General features: G+C 61.6%; 18 protein-coding genes and 1 pseudogene. 14 read left to right on the top strand and 5 right to left on the bottom strand.

Annotation, left to right across the window (positions count from 1 at the left end; all coding sequences use genetic code 11):
• Nucleotides 1-68: 68 nt before the first annotated feature.
• The 13 genes from RLO07_RS08635 (at nucleotide 69) to RLO07_RS08575 (ending at nucleotide 14,763) form a co-directional block, all read left to right on the top strand.
• Nucleotides 69-3,527 carry a DUF1631 family protein gene (locus RLO07_RS08635; RefSeq protein ID WP_462291737.1) on the top strand — a complete coding sequence of 1,153 codons (3,459 nt, stop codon included), beginning with the start codon at nucleotides 69-71 and terminating at the stop codon, nucleotides 3,525-3,527.
• Entirely contained in the window at nucleotides 3,524-4,723 is a 1,200-nt protein-coding gene (locus RLO07_RS08630; RefSeq protein WP_462291736.1) for a helix-turn-helix transcriptional regulator, read from the top strand. The genes RLO07_RS08635 and RLO07_RS08630 overlap by 4 nt, the downstream gene beginning before the upstream one ends.
• A gap of 89 nt (nucleotides 4,724-4,812) precedes the next feature.
• Nucleotides 4,813-5,571 (top strand): fumarate/nitrate reduction transcriptional regulator Fnr, encoded by a 759-nt coding sequence (gene fnr, locus RLO07_RS08625; RefSeq protein WP_462291922.1) that lies wholly within the window; start codon nucleotides 4,813-4,815, stop codon nucleotides 5,569-5,571.
• A 116-nt stretch (nucleotides 5,572-5,687) separates the two neighbouring features.
• Nucleotides 5,688-6,290 (top strand): Yip1 family protein, encoded by a 603-nt coding sequence (locus tag RLO07_RS08620; protein ID WP_462291735.1) that lies wholly within the window; start codon nucleotides 5,688-5,690, stop codon nucleotides 6,288-6,290.
• A gap of 51 nt (nucleotides 6,291-6,341) precedes the next feature.
• Nucleotides 6,342-7,790, top strand: coding sequence for a cytochrome-c oxidase, cbb3-type subunit I (gene ccoN / locus RLO07_RS08615; protein WP_462291734.1), 1,449 nt, complete (start codon nucleotides 6,342-6,344; stop codon nucleotides 7,788-7,790).
• Complete coding sequence (ccoO, locus tag RLO07_RS08610) at nucleotides 7,787-8,395, top strand: cytochrome-c oxidase, cbb3-type subunit II (protein ID WP_462291733.1); 609 nt, start codon at nucleotides 7,787-7,789, stop codon at nucleotides 8,393-8,395. Before ccoN ends, ccoO begins: the two co-directional genes overlap by 4 nt.
• Nucleotides 8,396-8,398: 3 nt before the next feature.
• On the top strand, nucleotides 8,399-8,581 hold the full coding sequence (locus RLO07_RS08605) for a cbb3-type cytochrome oxidase subunit 3 (protein ID WP_462291732.1): 183 nt from the start codon (nucleotides 8,399-8,401) through the stop codon (nucleotides 8,579-8,581).
• Nucleotides 8,574-9,452: a cytochrome-c oxidase, cbb3-type subunit III gene (gene ccoP, locus RLO07_RS08600; protein ID WP_462291731.1), complete on the top strand. Its 879-nt coding sequence runs from the start codon at nucleotides 8,574-8,576 to the stop codon at nucleotides 9,450-9,452. Before RLO07_RS08605 ends, ccoP begins: the two co-directional genes overlap by 8 nt.
• Nucleotides 9,453-9,522: 70 nt before the next feature.
• On the top strand, nucleotides 9,523-10,932 hold the full coding sequence (gene ccoG, locus RLO07_RS08595; RefSeq protein WP_462291730.1) for a cytochrome c oxidase accessory protein CcoG: 1,410 nt from the start codon (nucleotides 9,523-9,525) through the stop codon (nucleotides 10,930-10,932).
• Nucleotides 10,932-11,426 (top strand): FixH family protein, encoded by a 495-nt coding sequence (locus RLO07_RS08590; RefSeq protein WP_462291729.1) that lies wholly within the window; start codon nucleotides 10,932-10,934, stop codon nucleotides 11,424-11,426. Before ccoG ends, RLO07_RS08590 begins: the two co-directional genes overlap by 1 nt.
• 17 nt (nucleotides 11,427-11,443) lie before the next feature.
• Nucleotides 11,444-13,864 (top strand): heavy metal translocating P-type ATPase, encoded by a 2,421-nt coding sequence (locus tag RLO07_RS08585; protein WP_462291728.1) that lies wholly within the window; start codon nucleotides 11,444-11,446, stop codon nucleotides 13,862-13,864.
• Nucleotide 13,865: 1 nt separating this feature from the next.
• Entirely contained in the window at nucleotides 13,866-14,054 is a 189-nt protein-coding gene (gene ccoS / locus RLO07_RS08580) for a cbb3-type cytochrome oxidase assembly protein CcoS (protein ID WP_462291727.1), read from the top strand.
• On the top strand, nucleotides 14,044-14,763 hold the full coding sequence (locus RLO07_RS08575) for a sulfite exporter TauE/SafE family protein (RefSeq protein ID WP_462291726.1): 720 nt from the start codon (nucleotides 14,044-14,046) through the stop codon (nucleotides 14,761-14,763). Before ccoS ends, RLO07_RS08575 begins: the two co-directional genes overlap by 11 nt.
• A 90-nt stretch (nucleotides 14,764-14,853) precedes the next feature.
• On the opposite strand, the gene RLO07_RS08570 is transcribed toward RLO07_RS08575, so the two are convergent.
• From RLO07_RS08570 to ectA, 4 genes are all read right to left on the bottom strand, one after another.
• Nucleotides 14,854-15,537 carry an OmpW/AlkL family protein gene (locus RLO07_RS08570; RefSeq protein ID WP_462291725.1) on the bottom strand — a complete coding sequence of 228 codons (684 nt, stop codon included), beginning with the start codon at nucleotides 15,535-15,537 and terminating at the stop codon, nucleotides 14,854-14,856.
• 195 nt (nucleotides 15,538-15,732) lie between these two features.
• The gene (locus RLO07_RS08565) at nucleotides 15,733-17,175 is read right to left on the bottom strand and encodes an aspartate kinase (protein ID WP_462291724.1); all 1,443 of its coding nucleotides are present in this window, start codon (nucleotides 17,173-17,175) and stop codon (nucleotides 15,733-15,735) included.
• Between the two features lie 106 nt (nucleotides 17,176-17,281).
• Nucleotides 17,282-18,616 (bottom strand): diaminobutyrate--2-oxoglutarate transaminase, encoded by a 1,335-nt coding sequence (gene ectB / locus RLO07_RS08560; RefSeq protein WP_462291723.1) that lies wholly within the window; start codon nucleotides 18,614-18,616, stop codon nucleotides 17,282-17,284.
• Between the two features lie 49 nt (nucleotides 18,617-18,665).
• Nucleotides 18,666-19,181, bottom strand: coding sequence for a diaminobutyrate acetyltransferase (gene ectA / locus RLO07_RS08555; protein WP_462291722.1), 516 nt, complete (start codon nucleotides 19,179-19,181; stop codon nucleotides 18,666-18,668).
• Between the two features lie 246 nt (nucleotides 19,182-19,427).
• Between ectA and RLO07_RS08550 the strand changes: the two genes are divergently transcribed.
• Nucleotides 19,428-19,991, top strand: coding sequence for a MarR family winged helix-turn-helix transcriptional regulator (locus tag RLO07_RS08550; protein ID WP_462291721.1), 564 nt, complete (start codon nucleotides 19,428-19,430; stop codon nucleotides 19,989-19,991).
• 48 nt (nucleotides 19,992-20,039) lie between these two features.
• Here the strand turns inward: RLO07_RS08550 and RLO07_RS08545 are convergent.
• Nucleotides 20,040-20,262: pseudogene (locus RLO07_RS08545) on the bottom strand (4-hydroxy-2-oxovalerate aldolase); the annotation flags it as partial.

Below are 20,262 nucleotides of genomic sequence, written 5' to 3'. Positions count from 1 at the left end.
CGGGTCCAGGGCAGGTTTGTGCCCGACGCCCGGAACGGTATACTGCATTTTTTTGTGGAGGAAGGCGCTTGAGCCTGCTGGACAGTTACCGGGCACTCAGCGAGCGCGAGCTTCAGGGCCTGTTCACCGGGTTTCTGCAGGAGCTCTGCGACAACCTGCAGCGCAGTGCGTCGGGAGCGCAAGCCGGCCAGGTCGGACACGGCACGGTTGCGGAGGCCGTCGCCATCCTGCAACTGCAGCGCACGGGCATGGTGGAAGCCTTTCTGGACCACATCCGGCACTTTCACGCCAACCTGACCCCGCCGCCCTCGGAACTGCACCAGTGGTGGGACCTGATTGACGAGGGCGGCACCCTCGATCTGGTGGACCTGAATGACTTCGAGGACTTCCTCGCCATTGAGCGCATGGTCAGCATTGGCGAGGATCTGTTCCGGGTGCCCATGGAGGCCCTGCAGATCCGCGTTGCAGAACTGGCGGGCGCAGATCCTGCGCGCCTGCGCCTGCCCGAGCATGTCGCGCAACTATGCCGCGCCCTGCAGCAGGTGCTCGACGCGTTCCGGGTGCCACAGAAGCTGTCTCCCAGGATTTACGATTTTTTTGTATCCCACTTCGTCCGCCGGCTGGACGAATTCTTCGCGGCGCTCAACAACCATCTCGAGGGCGCGGGAATAAAGCCGGAACTGGAAACCGAGATACGCGCTCACGGTTCGCTGTTGAAAAAACCGGTGACCTCCCACCACCGGCCACTGCGGCGTCCGCCCCCGAAACCACAGGAGCAGCCCGCCACAATGGCGGCCGGCGGCCCGGGTGGTGACAGCGCTTCCCTGTCACGCCCACAGCAACTCTACAGCTCTGTGATCAACGCCCTGAATTTCAAGCGCGAAGCCGAGGGAGGCTCAGCAACGACCAGCACCGGGCCCGTGGCAGATGCCCAAACCGTGGTCGACGCCCTGGCGCGCCTGCAACAGAGCGGCGAGGCACTGCAGCAAATCAGGCGTGCCGGCTCCATCGCCGACTACCTCGTCGCCCAGACGGCGGAAGTACAGGGTCTGGGTGCCGGCAACGCTCTCAGCGTCGAGAATCGCAACCAGCTGGAGATGGTTGACAGCCTGTTCGGCACCATCCAGTCGCAGCTGGATGTCAGCACGGACCTGAAGCCCGCTCTGGGCAACCTGCAGATTCCGCTGGCGCGCCTGGCCCTGCTCGAGCCCCACTTCTTCCTCGACCCGGCACATCCTGCCCGCAGCCTCGTCGACAAGCTGGCCGTGCTGACCAGTTCGGCGAACTTCCCAAACCGCATGCTGGAGAGCAGGGTCGAGACAATCATCGACAACATAGTCGCCAACTATGATCGCGACACGGGAGTGTTCGACGAAGCGCTCGCCGGGGTAGAGAGGCTGGTGCAGCAGCAGGCCCAGGCCCACGCGCGCAACATCGAACGGGTGGTGAAGGCCCAGGAAGGCAAGGAGAAACTGGCCAGCGCCCGCAGCGCGGTGGACGCTGTCGTGCACGCCACCCTGCCCGAATCGGATGTGCCACAGGTCCTGCTGGACCTGATTGACAACGGCTGGCGCGATTTGATGGTACTCACCCATATCAAGCAGGGAGCCGACAGCCGCGAGTGGCAGGAGCACCTGCGCACCCTGGATCTGCTCGCCACCTGGCTGGTGCAGCAACAGCGGGGCAATGTCGATGAGGATCTTGTCGTCGAGCGCAGCCTTGAGGCCGAACCCTTCATCGACCTGATCGAACAGCAGGTTGGCGCAGCCCTGCCTGGCAATGTATCCATCCAGGCCGTACTGGACGAGCTGCGCGCCATCCTTGCCGGCGAGGCTCCGGTTGCAGTGGCTGCGGACGATCGCCCGCGGACCGTCAAAGCGGGCAGCGACACCGACGCCCGGCGCAAGCGCATCGACAAGACCCTGCGCCTGCGGCGCTGGGTGCGGCGGGTGGAAGAGCTGGAAACGGGCAATTGGCTCAACTACCGCGACCACGAAGGACAGCGGCACCGCATGCAACTGGCCTGGATCAGCGACGACCTCGAGCGCTTCCTGTTTGTCAACGAGCGCGGGCAAAAAGTGGCTGAACTCGACAAGATTCAGCTGGCCCGCCAGCTCAGTCGTGGCGCGCAATTGCCGGCGCCAGCAGACACGTTGTCAGTGGTCGACCAGAGCATGTACGGCACGCTGGAGAATGTGCAGCGCACCCTGAGCTTTGCCCGCAACCACGACTCCCTCACCCGCCTGATCAATCGCGAAACCTTTGTCGAGCAATTGGGCCGAACCCTGCGCCACGCCCAGCAACACCAGTCCCAGCATGCCATGTTGTGGCTCAATATCGACAAGTTCAACCTGGTCAACAAGATCTATGACCGCATCAGCGGCGACCAGGTATTACTGGAATTCTCCCGTTTGCTGGCGCAGCTGCACGGCAAGAAAATTTCCTCGGCCCGCCTCGGTGAGGATGAATTCGCAGTACTGCTGGTAGACCGCGACCTGGAACAGGCCCAGGCGATTGGCGAACGGATCCGCAGCGACATCGCCGCCGGCAGCGTGGAAATCGAAGGCGAGAAAGTCGGCTTTACCGTCTCCATCGGTATCGCCCCGATTCTCGACTACAGCCCCGATGTCGATCAGATCATGGCCAACGCCCAGGCCGCCATGCAACTGGCCAAGCACAACGGCCGCAACCGGGTGGAGCAGTATCGTGACAGCGAGGATGTCGTGCGCAGCTACCGGCAGGAACAGCGCCGGTCGCGGCAGGCGCTGGAGGAGGCGCTGGAGAGCGAACGCTTCGTCCTGCGCGCTCAACCGATTGCCAAAACCGCCGTCGCCGGCAACATGTCCATCACCAGGCACTACGAACTGCTGCTGGCGGTGCGCGACAAGAACGGCAACCTGAGTTCTCCCCAGGCCTTTATCGACTCCGCCGAGCGCTATGGTTTCATGACCCTGGTAGATCGCTGGGTAGTGCGGGAAGCCTTTCGCTGGATCAGCTCACTGATGGACGCCCAGAAAGTGGTGCCCAACCTCGCCATCAACCTGTCCGGCGCCAGCGTCACCGACGATGCGTTTCTCGACTACCTGTTCGAGCAGATCTCCGAATTCGGCGTCGGCACCAATCGCCTTTGTTTCGAAATCACCGAGACCGGCACCATATCCAATATGGTCAAGGCGGCGGATTTCGTGCGCGCCTTCCGCAACATCGGCTGCAAGTTCTCGATCGACGACTTCGGCACCGGCCTTGCCAGCCACAACTACCTGCGCGAGTTGCCGGTGGACTACGTCAAGATCGACGGCAGCTTCATCACCAACATCCACGAAAATCGCAATGACTACGCGATGGCGCGCTCGATCAACGACCTGGCCCACTTCCTCGGCCAGGAAACCATCGCCGAGTCAGTGGAAAACGAGGCCATCATAGAGAAGCTGCGGGAAATCGGTGTCGATTACCTGCAGGGCTGGGGGATCGGGCGACCGAAACCACTGGCAGAAGTGGCGCTTGACCTCTCGAGCATAGAAAAGTGAAACGGCCCGGGCCCGGCCTGACCCCCGCCACACTGGCTACGATTCCGGCCGCCTACGATGAGCTGATCGCGACCCTCTACCGCGGCCCTCTGGAAAGCCAGCCCTGGGCTTCGGCCCTGCCAGCGCTGCGCGAGTTGATTGATTGTCACGTCGTATCGCTGGTGCTGCGACCTCCGGCAGAAGATGACCGGGGCGTTATCCTCAACAGCGTTCGCCCCCGCAGCAATGATACCCGCCCCGGGGAGCTCGACGGCCCTCCGGATTGGGAGGTAACCGCCTACCGCGAGCAGTTCTTCTCCCTGGACCCATTCGTCAACCTGCCGCCGGATCGCGTGGTGGCGCTGGAAGACATCCTCAGCGACGAGGAATTGGTGGCCTCGGACTACTATGAACACTACCTGGAGTCGGCAGGACTGTTCCGGATCCTGGGGCTTGATACGGTCGAGCCCGGCGGCATGCTGGCCCGCCTGCGCTTCTCTCGGCGCCGCAACGAGCCCCGTTTCAGCACCGACGAGCGCAACCTGCTGGCCCGTATTGCGCCCCACCTGCGCCTGTCCATACAGCTGTATGCCACCCTCAGCCGCACCGTGTCGGAGCGCAACCTCTACGCCGGTGCCGTGGAGCAGCTGGCGGTGGCCACCATTGTGCTGGATGAACAGGGGCGCATCCTCAGCACCAATACCATCGCCCGGGCGCTGCTGGACGAAGGTAACGGACTCAGCGTGCGTGGACAACACCTGGTCATCGACAATCGCGACAAGAACCGGGAACTGCAGACTGCCCTGGAAACCATCATCAAGGCCCAGCATCGAGGTGAAACCTCGGTGGTGCGTGCCCTGCGCGTCCCCCGCAGCGGCGGCCATTCCCAACTTGGCCTGGTACTGCGACCGGTGCCCGTTCCCGAGTGGGGGGAAGGTCAGTCAAGCCCCTGTGTGGCGGTATTCATCTCCGACCCGGAACTCAACGAAACAGCGTCCCAGGGCACCCTCGGGCAGCTCTTCGACCTGACTCCGGCCGAGGCCAACCTGGCCATCCTCCTGTCCCGCGGCCTCAGCCTGGCGGAGGTGTCCGAGGCCCAGAACATTTCCCCGCATACCGCCCGCGCCCAGCTGAAATCCATCTTTGCCAAGACCGGCGTCTCCCGTCAGGCCGAACTGGTGAGGCTGGTACTGAAAAGTGTCGCCTCACTGGGTTGAAACCCCGGCCCTGACCTGATCGCCGCAGGGTGCAGGCAGCCTATCAAATGCTCTATACTCTGGATCATGAATTTGTCCAGGGGGACGTCATGTCAGTGCGCGTGCAAAACGTCAGCGAAACCGAGCCTTTCCGATCGTGTAGCCACGAGTACAAAGTCAGCTGCGACACCTGCCGGCTGAGCCGGATCTGTCTACCGCTGGCGCTGAACAGCGCCGATCTGGAGCACCTGGAAAACATCATCCAGCGCAGCAAACCGCTGCAGAGGAATGAGCTCCTCTACCACGAGGGCGGGCCCTTCCAATCCATCTACGCGGTGCGCTCCGGTGCCATGAAAGCCTACCGCACCACCAGCGATGGCCGCGAGCAGGTCACCGGCTTCTACTTCCCCGGCGAAGTCCTGGGAATGGACGGCATCAGCGATAGCGCCCATGCCTCATCGGCACGGGCGCTGGAAACCTCGGCCGTCTGCGCGATTCCCTTCGACTCCCTGGAAAAGCTCAGCGCCCTCATGCCCGGCCTGCAAAGACACCTGTTCCAGCTCATGAGCCGGGAGATCACCGAGGATCAATTGTTGATCACCCTGCTGAGCAAGAATTCAGCCGATGAGCGCGTGGCCACCCTGCTGCTGAGCATTTCCCGGCGCAACGCGCGCCGCCACCTGAGTGCAAGCCAGTTCCGACTGCCCATGTCGCGGGTGGATATCGGCAACTATCTCGGGCTGACCGTCGAGACCATCAGCCGGGTATTCAGCCGGATGCAGAAAAGCGGCATCCTGCGGGTCGACAACAAGGAAATCGAGATTCTGGACCAGGAGGCCCTGCAGCTGGCGGCCAACATCGCGGCATGAGAGGCGGCCGGGGGCGCCCCTCTGGCTCTCTTGATCTGTATCAAGGCGCTGGCAATGCAGACCGTTAGAATGCGCCCGTGCCACGCACAACGAACTCTTGGGGAGAGAAAAACAACATGATTCAGCACACTCTAGGCCTATTGGTGAAGCCCGATGCGCAGTGGCGCAGTGTGGCCGAACTGCCCGCCAGCTCGATCAATATCCTGATCCTCTATCCCTGCGTTATGGCGCTGCTGCCCGCTGTCGCCTGGTACTTCGGCACCAGCCGTGTCGGCTGGACGGTTGGCGACGGACCAGCCATCAGGCTGACCGTCGAAAGCGCCCTGCAACTGTGTATCCTGTTCTACTTTGCCATGGTCGGCTGCGTGGTGGCCGTAGGCTATTTCATTCACTGGATGGCGGAGACCTACGGCGCCGAGACCACCTTTGCCAAGGGCATCGTGATCGCGAGCCTGGCGGCAACCCCCCTGTTCGTGTTCGGCCTTGCTGGCGTTTACCCCCTGCTGTGGGTGGACATGCTGCTGGCGGTAATTGCGGTCAGCTGGTCGGTGTACCTGTTGTACCTGGGGATTCCGATCATGACCAACATACCCGAGGAGCGCGGCTTCCTGTTTTCATCCGCGGTGGTCGGTGTGGGCCTGGTGATTCTCGTATCCCTGATGGTAACCACCGTTATCCTGTGGGATTTCGGTGTGGGGCCTGCCTTCACCGACGTCTGAACAACCCTGGTCCGGGCCTGAGCCCACCTTCTTTGACAGTGGAATCAAACCATGAGTGAACTCAACGCTGCACTGGAGCATCCGACCTACAACTACAAGGTCGTGCGCCAATTTGCCATCATGACGGTGGTATGGGGTATCGTCGGCATGCTGGTCGGCGTGCTGATCGCCGCCCAGCTGGCCTGGCCGGCCCTGAATTTCGACCTGCCCTGGACCAGCTTCGGGCGGCTGCGGCCCCTGCATACCAATGCGGTGATTTTCGCCTTTGGCGGCAGTGCCCTGTTCGCGACCTCCTATTACGTCGTGCAGCGCACCACCCAGGCGCGCCTGATCTCCGACAAGCTGGCCGCCTTTACCTTCTGGGGCTGGCAGGCGGTTATCGTGGCGGCGGCGGTCACCCTGCCGCTGGGGCTCACCTCCTCCAAGGAATATGCCGAACTGGAGTGGCCGATTGACATTCTTATCGCGGTGGTCTGGGTCTCCTACGCCATCGTATTCTTCGGCACCATCGTCAAACGCAAGGTGAGCCACATCTACGTGGCCAACTGGTTCTTTGGCGGCTTCATCGTCACGGTCGCGGTGTTGCACATCATCAACAGTGCGTCGATGCCAGTAGACATGACCAAGTCCTACTCTGCCTATGCCGGCACTGTCGATGCCATGGTGCAATGGTGGTATGGCCACAACGCGGTCGGGTTCTTCCTCACCGCGGGCTTCCTCGGGATGATGTACTACTTCGTGCCCAAACAGGCGGAACGCCCCATCTATTCCTATCGCCTCAGTATTGTGCACTTCTGGGCCCTGGTTGCCGTCTACATCTGGGCCGGTCCTCACCACCTGCACTACACTGCCCTGCCCGACTGGGCCCAGAGCCTGGGCATGGTGATGTCCATCATTCTGCTGGCACCCTCATGGGGCGGCATGATCAACGGCATGATGACTCTCTCCGGTGCCTGGCACAAACTGCGCACCGACCCGATCCTGCGCTTCATGGTGGTCAGCCTGTCCTTCTACGGCATGTCCACCTTTGAAGGTCCGATGATGTCCATCAAGACCGTGAACGCACTCTCACACTACACGGACTGGACCATCGGCCACGTCCACTCCGGGGCCCTGGGCTGGGTCGCCATGATCTCCATTGGCTGTATCTACCACCTGATCCCGATACTGTTTGGCAAGAGCCGCATGTACAGCATTGAGCTCATCAATGTCCACTTCTGGATGTCGACCATTGGCACCGTGATGTACATCGCCTCCATGTGGGTCAACGGCATTCTGCAGGGCCTGATGTGGCGCGCCTACAATGAGGACGGCACCCTGACCTACACCTTTGTCGAGTCCCTGGTGGCGAGCCATCCGGGCTATCTGGTGCGGCTGGCCGGTGGTGCCATCTTCTTTGCCGGCATGCTGGTGATGGCCTACAACGTTTACATGACCACACGCAAGGATGTTGCCGAACAGGCGCTCCCGGCGGGCGCGGCACAGGGGAGTCACGCATGAAGCATGAAGTCGTAGAGAAAAACGTTGGCTTGATGATCATTCTGATCATCGTTGCCATCAGCTTTGGCACCCTGGTGGAACTGGTTCCGCTGATGTTCGGCAAGCAGGTCAACGAGCCCATTGCCGGCCTCAAGCCACTGCCCGCCCTGGAGCTGGAAGGACGGGACATCTATGTCCGCGAGGGTTGCAACAACTGCCACTCGCAGATGATCCGCCCGCTGCGCGCCGAAACCGAGCGCTACGGCCACTACTCCGTTGCCGGCGAGTTCGTCTACGATCACCCCTTCCTCTGGGGCTCCAAGCGCACCGGCCCGGACCTGGCCCGCGTGGGGCAGCGCTACAGCGACGACTGGCACCGCGCCCACATGTACAACCCCCGGGACGTGGTCCCTGAGTCCAACATGCCCGCCTACCCCTGGCTGTTCGACAACGAGATCAACAGCGAACGCACTCCCAGGAAGATGACGGCACTGCGCAGGGTCGGGGTTCCCTACACCGATGAGGATATCGCCGGCGCCGCCAGCGCGGTGGAAGGCAAGCTGGAAATCGATGCCCTGGTGGCCTATCTCCAGCAGTTGGGCACCCTCCTGCAGACGAGGCGCTGACCAATGGACATCAATGACCTGAGAGGAATCAGCACGGCGCTGCTGTTCTTCGCTTTCATCGGCCTCTGTGTCTGGGCCTGGAGCAGCAAGCGCAAGAAATCCTTTGACGAGGCCGCCAACCTGCCCTTCGCAGATGAGGAACTGAGTCAACGTACCAAGCAGGAGGAGGCAAAGAACAATGACTAGTTTCTGGAGCTGGTGGGTCATCATCCTGACCGTCATCACCTTTGTCGGGATCACCTGGATCCTGCTGGCCAACCGCAAGCGCGGCGAAGGGACCACCGACAAGACAACCGGCCACGCCCACGATGGTATCGAGGAGTATGACAATCCCCTGCCGGCCTGGTGGTTCTACATGTTCGTGATCACCATTGTCTGGGCGATCGGCTATCTGATCATCTACCCCGGCATGGGCAATTACCCGGGCCTGATCGGCTGGACCCAGATCGGCCAGCACAAGGCAGAAGTCGACGCCGCGGAGGAGCGCTACAGTGAAATGCGCAGCCGTTACCTGGCCATGTCGGTGGAAGAGATTGCCGAGGACCCAGCGGTGCTCAGGATGGGCATGCGCCTGTTTGGCAACAACTGCGCCCAGTGCCACGGTGCTGACGGCAAGGGCCGCTACGGTTTCCCCAACCTGACCGACAACGACTGGCTCTGGGGCGGCAGCCCCGAGGCAATCAAGACCACTCTGGTCGACGGTCGTCGCGCCGCCATGCCCGCCTGGGCCGGTGTCCTGGGCGACCAGGGTATCGCGGAAACCACCGAGTACGTGCTGTCCCTGAACGGGCGCTCCACCGACGCGGATATGACCGCCGCCGGCGAGCAGCACTATCAAACCTACTGCGCTGCCTGTCACGGCGGGGATGCGAAGGGCAACTACCTGTTTGGCGCGCCCAACCTGACCAATGGTATCTGGCTGTATGGCGGCAACCGCGAGCAGATCGCACACAGCCTGCGTGCGGGCCGCAACGGTGTGATGCCAGCGTTTGGCGACAGCCTGACCGAGGACAAGATCCACATCCTGGCGGCCTACGTCTACAGTCTCAGCAACTGATCTACCCGCCGGCTTCCCTCGGGAGGCCGGTCGCTACACCCTCCCCTGCCCTCGATAGTGGTACCGCGGCATGAAAGACAAGAACCTGATTGACGTTCACGAGTTTGCTCCGGCGGAAGTGAGCGAAATCGATCTGTATCAGCACCGGGAGAAAATCTATACCCGCAAGATCGAGGGTTTCTACCAGCGTATCCGCCTGTACACCGGCTGGCCTCTGTTGATCGCCTATTTCCTGCTGCCCTGGCTGTCCTGGGATGGCCGCCAGGCGATCTGGTTCGACTTGCCCGAGCGCAAGTTCCACATCCTGGGGCTGGTGTTCTGGCCCCAGGACTTTCCGCTGCTGGCCTTTCTCCTGATCATCTCGGCCTTTGCCCTGTTCGCTGTGACAGTCGTTGCGGGCAGGGTCTGGTGCGGCTACACCTGCCCGCAGACGGTGTGGACCAGTATCTTCATGTGGATCGAGCAGAAGTTCGAAGGTAGCCGCAACCAGCGCATGCGCCTGGACAAGGGCCCCTGGACCGCGGAGAAAGTGTTGCGCAAGGGCCTGAAACACGGTGGCTGGCTGTTCGTGGCCTTCCTTACCGGGATGACCTTTGTCGGCTACTTTTATCCGGTACGGGAACTGCTGCCGGACCTGCTGACCTTCTCGGCGGGCCAGTGGGGCGTACTCTGGACGGTCTTCTTCACCCTGGCCACCTACATCAATGCGGGCTGGATGCGAGAACAGGTCTGCAAGTACATGTGCCCCTATGCGCGCTTCCAGTCAGTGATGTTCGACCAGGACACCCTCATTGTCTCCTATGACCCGACGCGCGGCGAACCGCGCGGATCACGCAAGCGTGACGCCGACTACAAGGCACTGGGGCTGGGGGATTGCATCGACTGCGAGCTATGCGTACAGGTGTGCCCGACCGGCATCGATATTCGCGACGGCTTGCAATACGAATGTATCGGCTGCGCCCTGTGCATTGACGCCTGCGACTCGGTGATGGACAAAATGTCCTATCCCCGGGGGCTGATCAGCTATACCAGTGAACATCAGCTGCAGGGGGGCACCACCCACTGGCTGCGGCCCCGCATCATCGGCTACCTGCTGGTACTGTGCGTCATGGTGGGGCTGTTCAGCTACCGGATCGTCACCCGAGTGCCGCTGGAACTGACCGTGATCCGGGACCGCAACGAACTGTACATGACCACCATGGACGGCAAGATAGAAAACATCTACACCTTGAGCCTGGTCAACATGGAGCAGTCCATGCACGAGTTCGAGATCCAGATCAGCGGCATAGACGATGCTGAAATCATCGGTGACACGCTCTACACTCTTGGCGGTGGCGAGGTGCGCAGCATCACCCTGAGGGTTCGTGCCGCCCCGGAACAGCTGCCGAAACCCAGTAGCGAAATTGTTTTTACCGCCAGGGCCACCGACCAGGAATCGCTGCAGACTCGTTCCGAATCGCGCTTCATGAGGCCACTGTGATGAAACCGGTCTATCCCGATCAAGACACCACACCCTGGTACCGGCAGTTCTGGCCCTGGTTCCTCATCGCTCTGCCTGGCACCGTGGTGGTGGTCAGTTTCCATCTCATGTACACCGCCTACAAGCACTCTGACGATCTGGTCGTGGATCAATACTACAAGGTGGGACTGGCGATCAATCGTCAGCTGGAACGCAAGGAACGCGCGGCGGAACTCGCGTTGGCGGCACAGTTCACGATTACCGACCAACAGGTTACCGCGAAGCTGGATGGACCGGTAACCGCAGGCACTCTGGAACTGACTTTCTCCCACCCCATGGAGGCCGACCGCGACTTCAGCATCCCGCTGCAAAGGGTAGGCCCGGGCATCTACAACGGCCAGATGACGGCCGCCGTTGCCGAGCGCTGGCACTGGATTCTCAGTGATGGCGCGGGCAACGAATGGCGCCTGGACGGTGTCGTTCGTGCGGAAGATCTGCTCGCCGAAGATTCCTGAGGAGGCGCGCCACGGCGATGACCGGCCCCCAACCCTGCTTCCACTGCGGCGAGCCCGTACCCTCCGGCACCCGCTTCAGTGTTGTTATCGACGGTATCGCCCAGCCCATGTGCTGCCCCGGCTGCCGCGCCGTTGCCAGCCTCATCGCGGACAGCGGATTGGCGAGCTTCTACCGCCAACGCACGGCTTTCAGCGACAAGCCAGCCAGCGATGCCCCGCCAACACTGGCAGAATACCGGCTCTACGATGACCCGACCGTGCGCAGCCAGTTCTGCCACCGCGGCGAGGATGGCACCGAGAACGCACGGCTTCTGCTCGGCGGCGTCACCTGTGCGGCCTGCACCTGGCTGATAGAACAGACACTGCTGCGCGAGCCGGGCATCCTCGACGCCCAGGTCAATCTGCAGCAGCAACGCCTGGCAGTGCACTTCGACAGTGCCAGGATCCAGCCCAGCCGCATTTTCGCCCTGGTCGAAGCACTGGGCTACAGTGCCAGGCCGTTCCACAGCAGCAGCCAGCGCGACCAGATCGAGCAGGACTACCGCGCCGACCTGCGCCGGGTGGCGGTCGCGGGCGTCGGCATGATGCAGGTCGGCATGTTCGGCATTGCCCTGCACGCTGGCGACCTGCAGGGTATTGCCCTCGAATACCAAACCCTGCTGCGCTCGGTCAGCCTGCTGGTCGCCAGCTTCGTCATGGTCTACTCCGCGCGTCCCTTCTTCACCACGGCCTGGCGTCACCTGCGCCATGGCTCGCTGGTGATGGACCTGCCCGTGGCCCTGGCCATCGGCCTCGCCTTCAGCGCCAGCGTCTGGGCAACCGCTACGGGGGGTGGTGAGGTCTATTTCGATTCCGTAGTGATGTTCACATTCTTCCTGCTCATGGGCCGGTTCTTCGAGAAACGCATGCGACGCAGGCACATGCTCGCCTGCCACGATGCAGAGGACAGTCTGCCACTGGCGGTTAGCGTACGCCGCGATGGCGCCTGGGAGCGTGTCCCGAGGCGCCTGCTACAGCGCGGCGATACGGTACGGGTGATGGCCGGCGAAACCATCGCCGTTGATGGCACTGTGCACAGTGGCACCAGTGCCGTGCGTGAAGACACCTTCAACGGCGAGTATGTGCCGCGCACGGTGACACCGGGCGACGCGGTCTTTGCCGGCACCATCAACCTGGAAGGCAGCCTGGAACTGACGGTACAGCAGCTCTACGAGAACAGCCGCCTGGCAGCCTTGCAGCAGAGCGTGGAACGGGCCCAGCGCGCCAAGCCCAACCTGGCGCGGATGGCTGACCGCCTGTCGGCCTGGTTCGTGGCCGGCATTCTGGTGATCACCGCTGCCACCGGGCTGGTCTGGAGCCAGATCGCACCGGAGCAGGTACTGTGGATCTGTCTCTCGGTGCTGGTGATCAGCTGTCCCTGCGCCCTGGCACTGGCAACCCCGGCCGCGCTGACAGCGGCCGCCAGCGCCCTGCGGAGCAAGGGCGTCGTGGTACACGGCGACAATGCCATTGAAGCCCTGTCACGGTCGCGCCTGCTGGTATTCGACAAGACCGGCACCCTGACCGAGGGAAAATTGCAGCTGCAGCGGGTAGTGCCCTGCGGCCAGACCGATGCAAGGGAACTGACTGCCCTGGCCGGCGCCCTGCAGCAACATTCCAATCATCCGATTGCCTACGCCTTTCGCGACATTGGCCCGCTTGCCCAGGTGACTGACCCGGTCTATGTTACCGGCGCTGGTGTTGAGGCGAGCTGGGAGGAGCGGCGCTACCGCATGGGCAGCGAACGTTTCTGTCGCGAAATCGCAGCGGATCTGCCTGCAGCGCCGGACTCAAGCCTGTACTGGGTCGCCCTGTGTGCACAGGGCCAGCCGCTGGCCTGGTTCGGGCTCTCGGACCGTTTGCGCGCCGAAGCGGGCGAGGTCGTGGCAGCCGCCCGTAGCGCCGGCATGACGCTGGCCCTGCTGACCGGGGACAGCTCCGCCGCCGGCAAGCGGCTGGCGACCGAGCTGGGTTTTGACCATGTCGGTATCGGCCTGTCGCCGGAGGACAAGATGCTGCAGGTACGCAACTGGCAGCAACAGGGGCAGGTCGTCATGGCGGTGGGCGATGGTCTCAATGACGCTCCTCTGCTGAGCCTGGCCAACGCATCTTTCGCCGTCGCCAGCGCCACCGACCTGGCCCGGGCCCAGGCCGACTTCGTGGTCGACAGTGACAACCTCGGGGCCCTGATTACCAGCCTGCGCAAGGCCCGCCAATGCACCCGTATCATCAAACAGAACTTTGCCTGGGCCCTGGGCTACAACTGCAGCGGGATACCGCTGGCCGCCATGGGCTTCATACCGCCCTGGGCGGCAGCCCTGGGGATGTCCCTGAGCTCGCTGGTCGTGGTGATGAACTCACTGCGCCTCAACAAGTCACGCGATCAGGGCGCGGCCTGATATGGAAAGCCTCTATCTGTTGATTCCAATTGCGCTGGTATTCTGCGTCATCGTCATCCGGTTGCTGATCTGGGCCATCGACAGCGGCCAGTACGAGGACCTCGACAAGGAAGCCTCGCGCATCCTTATGGACGAGGAAGCCGGCAAGCAGAAACCGCCAGCGGAAGGAGATAAAGACAATGCTGACTGAACTCGGCAGCGCCTTCGCCCTGGGGTTGGCAGGCGCCGGCCATTGCCTCGGCATGTGCGGCGGTATCGCCGCCGCTTTGCAACTCGGCGGCGCCAGGGGAACCGGCATGACCCTGGCCTATCACGGCGGCCGTATCACCAGCTACACCTTGCTCGGTGCTGCACTGGGATTTGCCGCCGGCAGCATCGATATCACCGCCTGGACCATGGCACTGCGCTATCTCGCCGGGATTCTGCTGGTAGCCATGGGGCTGTACATCGCCGACTGGTGGCGGGCGCTACAGTGGCTGGAACGCGGTGGCGCCGTACTCTGGCGGCCAGTGCAGCGCTGGTCCGGCAAGCTGCTGCCCCTGCGGCACTGGTATCAGGGCGCGGCATTGGGACTGTGCTGGGGGTTGATGCCCTGTGGTCTGATCTACAGCAGCCTGGCATGGGCGGCTACAGCCCAGGATCCCGGACTGTCGGCATTGATGATGTTGTTTTTCGGGCTGGGCACGCTGCCGGCCATGCTTGCAACCAGCTTCGGCGCCGGTGCCGTGCAGTCATTGCTGCGGCGCAGAGGGCTGAAAATTGTCCTGGGGCTCCTGCTGATACTGTCGGGAATATGGACGCTGTACCTGACGATCAGCCACGGCAACCACGGCGAGCACAGCAGCCATGGGCAGCAGCAGGAACAGATGGATCAGGGGCACGGTCAGCACCACCATTGAAGACTGCGTGACGCCAGGTAACGGGGAGGCCTGGACTGACGGAGGGAATCACGAGCGAGCCGCGCAACGCGGCTTGCCCGCTCAGGAGAGTCAGAAACGGTAGGCTACGCCTACGTTGTATACCCAGGGGTCTATCGACACATCAAACTCGACAGTGCCCACATCAGTGCGGATCTTGGCGGTTGAGTCAATATCGATGTACCAGACCGCCAGGTTGATCGCCCAGTTGTCTGACAGGGGAATATCCACACCGGCCTGTGCAGCCAGTCCGAAGGAGTCATCCAGAGACAATTTTGCCTCGCTGGCGCCGAGCAGGGCCTCCAGCGCACCCGCCAGCTGCGGATCCACATCCTCATCGTAAATGAAGGTATAGTTCAAGCCGAGCCCGACATAGGGCTGCCAGCCGCGCTGTCCACCGAAAGGATACCACTGCATGATCAGGGTCGGCGGCAGGTGGGTGACAGAACCGGCCTTGATGCCCACACCATTGACCTTGACGTCGTGCTCGAAGGGCGTCGCCGCCAGCAGTTCCACGCCCCAGTTATCGGTCAGCATATACATCGGGATAATGCCGAGCTGGGTATCATTGTCGATTGAGACGCCGGGCAAAACCGTCGCCGGTGACGTGGGCAGTACGATACTGTCGCTGTCTTCGTCCGGAGCTACTGTCGTTGCACCCAGCCGCAGAACCCAATCACCCGCTTCATAGGCACTGGCGTTGACGGCGCCAGCAGCCAGAAAGGCCGCCAGGGCCAGGCTTGTTACCTGTTTCATGTCTTACTCCTCACTATGGACTTGGGTGACCACTCACCCTGCGCGCATGGTAAAGAAGCAGCCAGTTGCAAGCATTGATGTCAGTCAAGCTGACGGCATTACTGCCGGGGAACACAGCGCGCGCCCATCACTGGCAGGAGCCGGAAGCTGCAAGGCTATACCGCAGAGCAGCTCCGGGCCAGTGGACGCACCGGGTCAGGAGGCGAGGCAGATGGCCCGGCCGTGGTCGTGGGGTTCGACCAGAGTTTCGTGCAGGCTCCTGATGGCCACCTCGTAGTCATCATCATTGACGATAATCTGGATATCGACCTGGCGCATGGACTGGTGGATAGCCAACACGCTGATGTCGTTTTTTGACAGGGCCGCCACGGTGCGCGCCAACAGGCCGGGCACCTGCATGTCACTGCCAATGGCGGAGACAATGGCAACTTTCTGCTCACGTATCTCTGCCTCGGGATACACTTCCTGCAGCGCGGTCTTGATCCGCTTGACTGTCTTCAAATTGGTGTCGAGATAATGAGTCACCGTGTTGGCATTGATGTCCTTGCCGACAATGTGTGCCTTGAAACGCTGGATGTTGCGCAATATCTCGGTGTCGTACTGGCTCAGGATTCCCGCCATGTCCTGGTCAAACAGCTCCAGCGCGTAGACGCCGCGGCAACCGGCAATTATCTCGACGCAGGCAGTGTCGCTGACATAGTCACGGGTAATCAGGGTGCCGGTGTGCTCCGGCTCAAAGGTGTTCTTTACCCGCAGCGGAATGTCATTCTGGCGCAGGCCCTTGGCGGCCTTGGGGTGGATCGCTTCCATCCCGAGATTGGCCAACTGGTCGGCTACATCGTAGTTGGTCCGACCGATGGGGACGGCGTTATCCTCGCCCACCAGGCGCGGGTCCGCACTGCTCAGGTGAAATTCCTTGTGGATGATGGCTTCACGCGCACCGGTGAGCACCGCGATTCGACTGAAAGTCATTTCGCTGTAGCCGCGGTCAAACTGACGGATAAGCCCTTCGCTGCAGTAGGCGTAACCTGTCACGATCGGAAGCTCCCTCTCCAGATCAATATCGGCAAATGCCTGCTGCACGACGGTGTCCAGCGGCATGCTGCCCGGAGTCTGCCAGCCGGACAGATCCACAAAAATGGCGTTGAGACCATCGCGCCGCAGTAGTCTCGCCATATTCCAGGCGCTGTGCGCTTCGCCAACACTGGACAGCATTTCCCGCACCGTGACCAGATGGTCCTGCACGGAGAAATGGCCGTGCCCGCAGAGACTGTGCAGGTCTTCGAGGCACTTGCGAGCATTTTCGAGCCTCTCGCCGATGAAGGCATTGGCTTCCGCCCGGGACTCGGCGTCGGCAAACAGCTCCGAGTTGATGGCGAACATGTCATCGCGCACACCGTCAAGCGCTTCCTCCCAGCTGCGGTCCTTGAAGCTGCTCGCAAACAGCCCATAGACCCCGGGCTTGCCGTCCTTCTTGTGCTCCAGCAACTTGTTGGTAATGCCGCCATAGGCGGATACTACAAACACGCGCTGATAGGGCGTATCGCCGTTGCGCTGGCCAAAGACGATGCTGTCACGCACAGCGGCGTAATTGCTCATCGATGTACCACCGATTTTTTCCACGGTATGACTACTCACAACTCCCCCTGTGCTATCGCGGCCGGCATCTTCCGGCCTGGGTTCTGTTCCATTATCCATTACGCTCACTAAGGCCATTATGATCCCAACGGGTCAGCCGGCTGCTTCAGCCTGCCTTGCGAAACCGGTCTTCGGCAGAAACGCTATAGTCATCCTCGAAGAAATCCACGGTTTCAGGAATTCCGCCCTCGGCCGCACACACCTCGGCAATGGCCTGCTCAACGATGTCGATACCACGCTTCAGGTTATCCTCGGAAATCGTCAGCGGGCAGAGAAACTTGACCACCTGATCATCGGCACCGCTGGTCTCGATCATCAGCCCCTTGGCAAACGCCTTGCGGGTAATGCGCGCCGCAATATCGCCATTGACACAGTTGATGCCCTGGAACATGCCGCGGCCGCGAGTGGTGAAGTTGCCTTCGCCATAGCGGTCGACAATGGTCTGCAGCCGTCCGGAGATATAGCGGCCCTTGGCCTGCACCTGCTTCGCGAAGCTGTCATCCGACCAAAAGTGATCTATTGCAGCCTTGGCAGTGACGAAAGCCAGATTGTTGCCGCGGAAGGTACCGTTGTGCTCGCCCGGCTTCCACTGGTCCAGCGTGGGGCGAATCAGCACGACCGCAAATGGCAGGCCGTAGCCACTGAGGGACTTGGACATGGTGACAATGTCCGGGGAAATACCCGCCTCCTCAAAGCTGAAGAACGTTCCCGTGCGGCCACAACCGGCCTGGATGTCATCCACAATGACCAGCACATCATGCTTGCGACAGACCGCTTCCAGGTTGCGCAGCCACTCGAAACTGGCGGCATTGATCCCGCCCTCGCCCTGCACAGTCTCCACCAGGACCGCGGCGGGCTTGTCGATCCCACTGCTGGAATCCGACAGTACCTTGTCGAGATAGGCGGTCGTATCAATACCGTCACCCAGGTAGCCGTCAAAAGGCATGCGACTGCTGCCATTCAGGCTGACGCCCGCGGCACCCCGGTGATGGGAGTTGCCGGTAGTGGCCAGCGAACCCAGGCTGACGCCGTGGAAGCCGTTGGTAAAGGAGATCACATTCTCCCGCCCGGTCACGTTGCGAGCCAGCTTCAGCGCCGCCTCCACCGCATTGGTACCGGTGGGCCCGGTAAATTGCACCATGAACTCCAGCTTGCGCGGCTTGAGTATCTTCTCGTTGAAAGTATCGAGGAACTCGGCCTTGGCGACCGTGTGCAGGTCGAGGCCATGACTGATGCCATCCGCCTCGATATAGGCCAGCAACTTCTCCTTCAGAACCGGATTGTTGTGCCCGTAATTGAGGGTGCCGGCGCCGGCCAGGAAATCCAGATACTCCTTGCCGTCATCGTCATACAGAAACTCGCCCTTGGCGCGGTTGAACAGGCGCGGGAAAGAGCGGGCGTAACTTTGAACTTCCGATTCAATCTCTTCAAATATTTTCATGGAATAATCCTTTGTCCGTTGCGTATCAATGTTTCAGTTCAGTGGCAATTCAGGGAGCCACGGCGCGCACGCTCTCCTGCCGGAACGGGCCTATCCTGGCCAGCATTTCCGTGTCGTGGGTACCCGCAAAATGTTGTTCGCGATCAAAAAACACGCTCCGTTCCAGGCCGGCATCGCGCTTGCGGGCAAAACTCTCGAACAGGGCCCAGGACGCTTCATTGTCCGCCGTCACCGTCGTCTCCAGGAACCGAATATCCTCATTGCCCGGGCGATCAAGGATGGCGGCCAGCATGCGCCCGGCCAACCCCTGACCGCGACCTTTGGCGCTGACCGCAACCTGCCATACGAACAGGGTGTCGGGGCGGGCAGGAATCCGGTGTCCGGAAATAAATCCCACGACTTCTCCCGCCCCTTCCGAGATCACGGAGGTGGCGGCGAAATGCGCACACTGGATGAGGTTGCAGTAGGCAGAGTTGGTGTCCAGTGGCGGACACTCAGCAATAAGCTTGTGCACTGCCATGCCATCGCTATCGGTCGGTGGCCGCAATGTCAGATTCAAACTCATGCTATTACCTCTCTGGTCTTTAGAACGCTAAACATTATACCAGTACGAGCCCAGAATATTAACCCGCATTTTTCTGTTTATTCGCCGCCGTTGGATGCTTTTAGTCAACAATCAAGGAAATTTTTGTTTTTTGGCCACTAAATACTTACACTCTATCAGGGACAACAGGAGTATAGTCGACCGCTTGCCAAGGGCGCGGCAAAGACGCTCCAGCCACTGACGCCGGGAGACGGCCGGAGGTACACTATGCTGGTTTATGCAACCAGGGGAGAGATACTGTTGGGCAGGATAGATGAAGTGCTCGTCGCCCTGCGACGAGTGATACGGGCGACCGACCTGCACTCACGCCACCTGGCCAAGACCACGGGCCTGACTGCGCCGCAAATCCTGCTGCTGCAGACCATCCGCGACCGCGGCGAAGTCACCATCGGTGAACTCGCCACCGATATCAGTCTCAGTCAGGCAACCGTAACCACCATACTCGATCGACTGGAAAAGCGCGGCCTGACGTACCGCAAGCGTTCGAGTGCGGACAAGCGCAAGGTGCACGCCCATCTCACCGCGGATGCGCAGGAAGTGCTGAAGAGTGCGCCTATTCCATTGCAGGAACAGTTCACGAGACAGTTCGGGGATTTGCAGGAGTGGGAGCAGACCATGATTATCTCCTCCCTGCAGCGCATCGCAAAAATGATGGATGCGGAGCACATAGACGCTTCACCGGTACTGGATCTGGGGCTGCTCGATCGCTATGAAAGCGGCGGTGAAATGGAAAACGGCCACCACCAGACCAGCAAGCACAAGCGCCACTGATTCAGAGGGGGCGGCCCCACCTGGGCGGCCCCACCTAGGCGGCCCCACCTAGCCGGCAGCTGCGTCCCGCTCCCGCGCCATATCCAGCGCCAGGTCCTCGATCATGTCCTCCTGGCCACCCACCGTGCGCCGGCGGCCCAGCTCCACCAGGATGTCGCGCGAGGACAGGCCGTACTTGGCCGCACTGCGCTTGGCAAACAGCAGGAAGCTGGAGTAGACCCCGGCCCAGCCCAGGGTCAGCGAGTCGCGATCCACCCGCACCAGGTGGTCC

Source organism: Haliea sp. (genome assembly GCF_040221975.1).
Lineage (GTDB): Bacteria > Pseudomonadota > Gammaproteobacteria > Pseudomonadales > Halieaceae > Haliea.
This window is presented reverse-complemented; position numbering and strand designations above follow the sequence as displayed.

Excerpts from the sequence above, each read along its gene's own strand:
- ccoN (WP_462291734.1), top strand. The coding sequence starts at position 6,342 with ATGAGTGAACTCAACGCTGCACTGGAGCATCCGACCTACAACTACAAG.
- RLO07_RS08590 (WP_462291729.1), top strand. The coding sequence starts at position 10,932 with ATGAAACCGGTCTATCCCGATCAAGACACCACACCCTGGTACCGGCAG.
- fnr (WP_462291922.1), top strand. The coding sequence starts at position 4,813 with ATGTCAGTGCGCGTGCAAAACGTCAGCGAAACCGAGCCTTTCCGATCG.
- ccoP (WP_462291731.1), top strand. The coding sequence starts at position 8,574 with ATGACTAGTTTCTGGAGCTGGTGGGTCATCATCCTGACCGTCATCACC.
- RLO07_RS08605 (WP_462291732.1), top strand. The coding sequence starts at position 8,399 with ATGGACATCAATGACCTGAGAGGAATCAGCACGGCGCTGCTGTTCTTC.
- ectA (WP_462291722.1), bottom strand. The coding sequence starts at position 19,181 with ATGAGTTTGAATCTGACATTGCGGCCACCGACCGATAGCGATGGCATG.
- ccoG (WP_462291730.1), top strand. The coding sequence starts at position 9,523 with ATGAAAGACAAGAACCTGATTGACGTTCACGAGTTTGCTCCGGCGGAA.
- RLO07_RS08575 (WP_462291726.1), top strand. The coding sequence starts at position 14,044 with ATGCTGACTGAACTCGGCAGCGCCTTCGCCCTGGGGTTGGCAGGCGCC.
- RLO07_RS08550 (WP_462291721.1), top strand. The coding sequence starts at position 19,428 with ATGCTGGTTTATGCAACCAGGGGAGAGATACTGTTGGGCAGGATAGAT.
- RLO07_RS08585 (WP_462291728.1), top strand. The coding sequence starts at position 11,444 with ATGACCGGCCCCCAACCCTGCTTCCACTGCGGCGAGCCCGTACCCTCC.
- ccoS (WP_462291727.1), top strand. The coding sequence starts at position 13,866 with ATGGAAAGCCTCTATCTGTTGATTCCAATTGCGCTGGTATTCTGCGTC.
- RLO07_RS08620 (WP_462291735.1), top strand. The coding sequence starts at position 5,688 with ATGATTCAGCACACTCTAGGCCTATTGGTGAAGCCCGATGCGCAGTGG.
- ccoO (WP_462291733.1), top strand. The coding sequence starts at position 7,787 with ATGAAGCATGAAGTCGTAGAGAAAAACGTTGGCTTGATGATCATTCTG.
- RLO07_RS08570 (WP_462291725.1), bottom strand. The coding sequence starts at position 15,537 with ATGAAACAGGTAACAAGCCTGGCCCTGGCGGCCTTTCTGGCTGCTGGC.
- ectB (WP_462291723.1), bottom strand. The coding sequence starts at position 18,616 with ATGAAAATATTTGAAGAGATTGAATCGGAAGTTCAAAGTTACGCCCGC.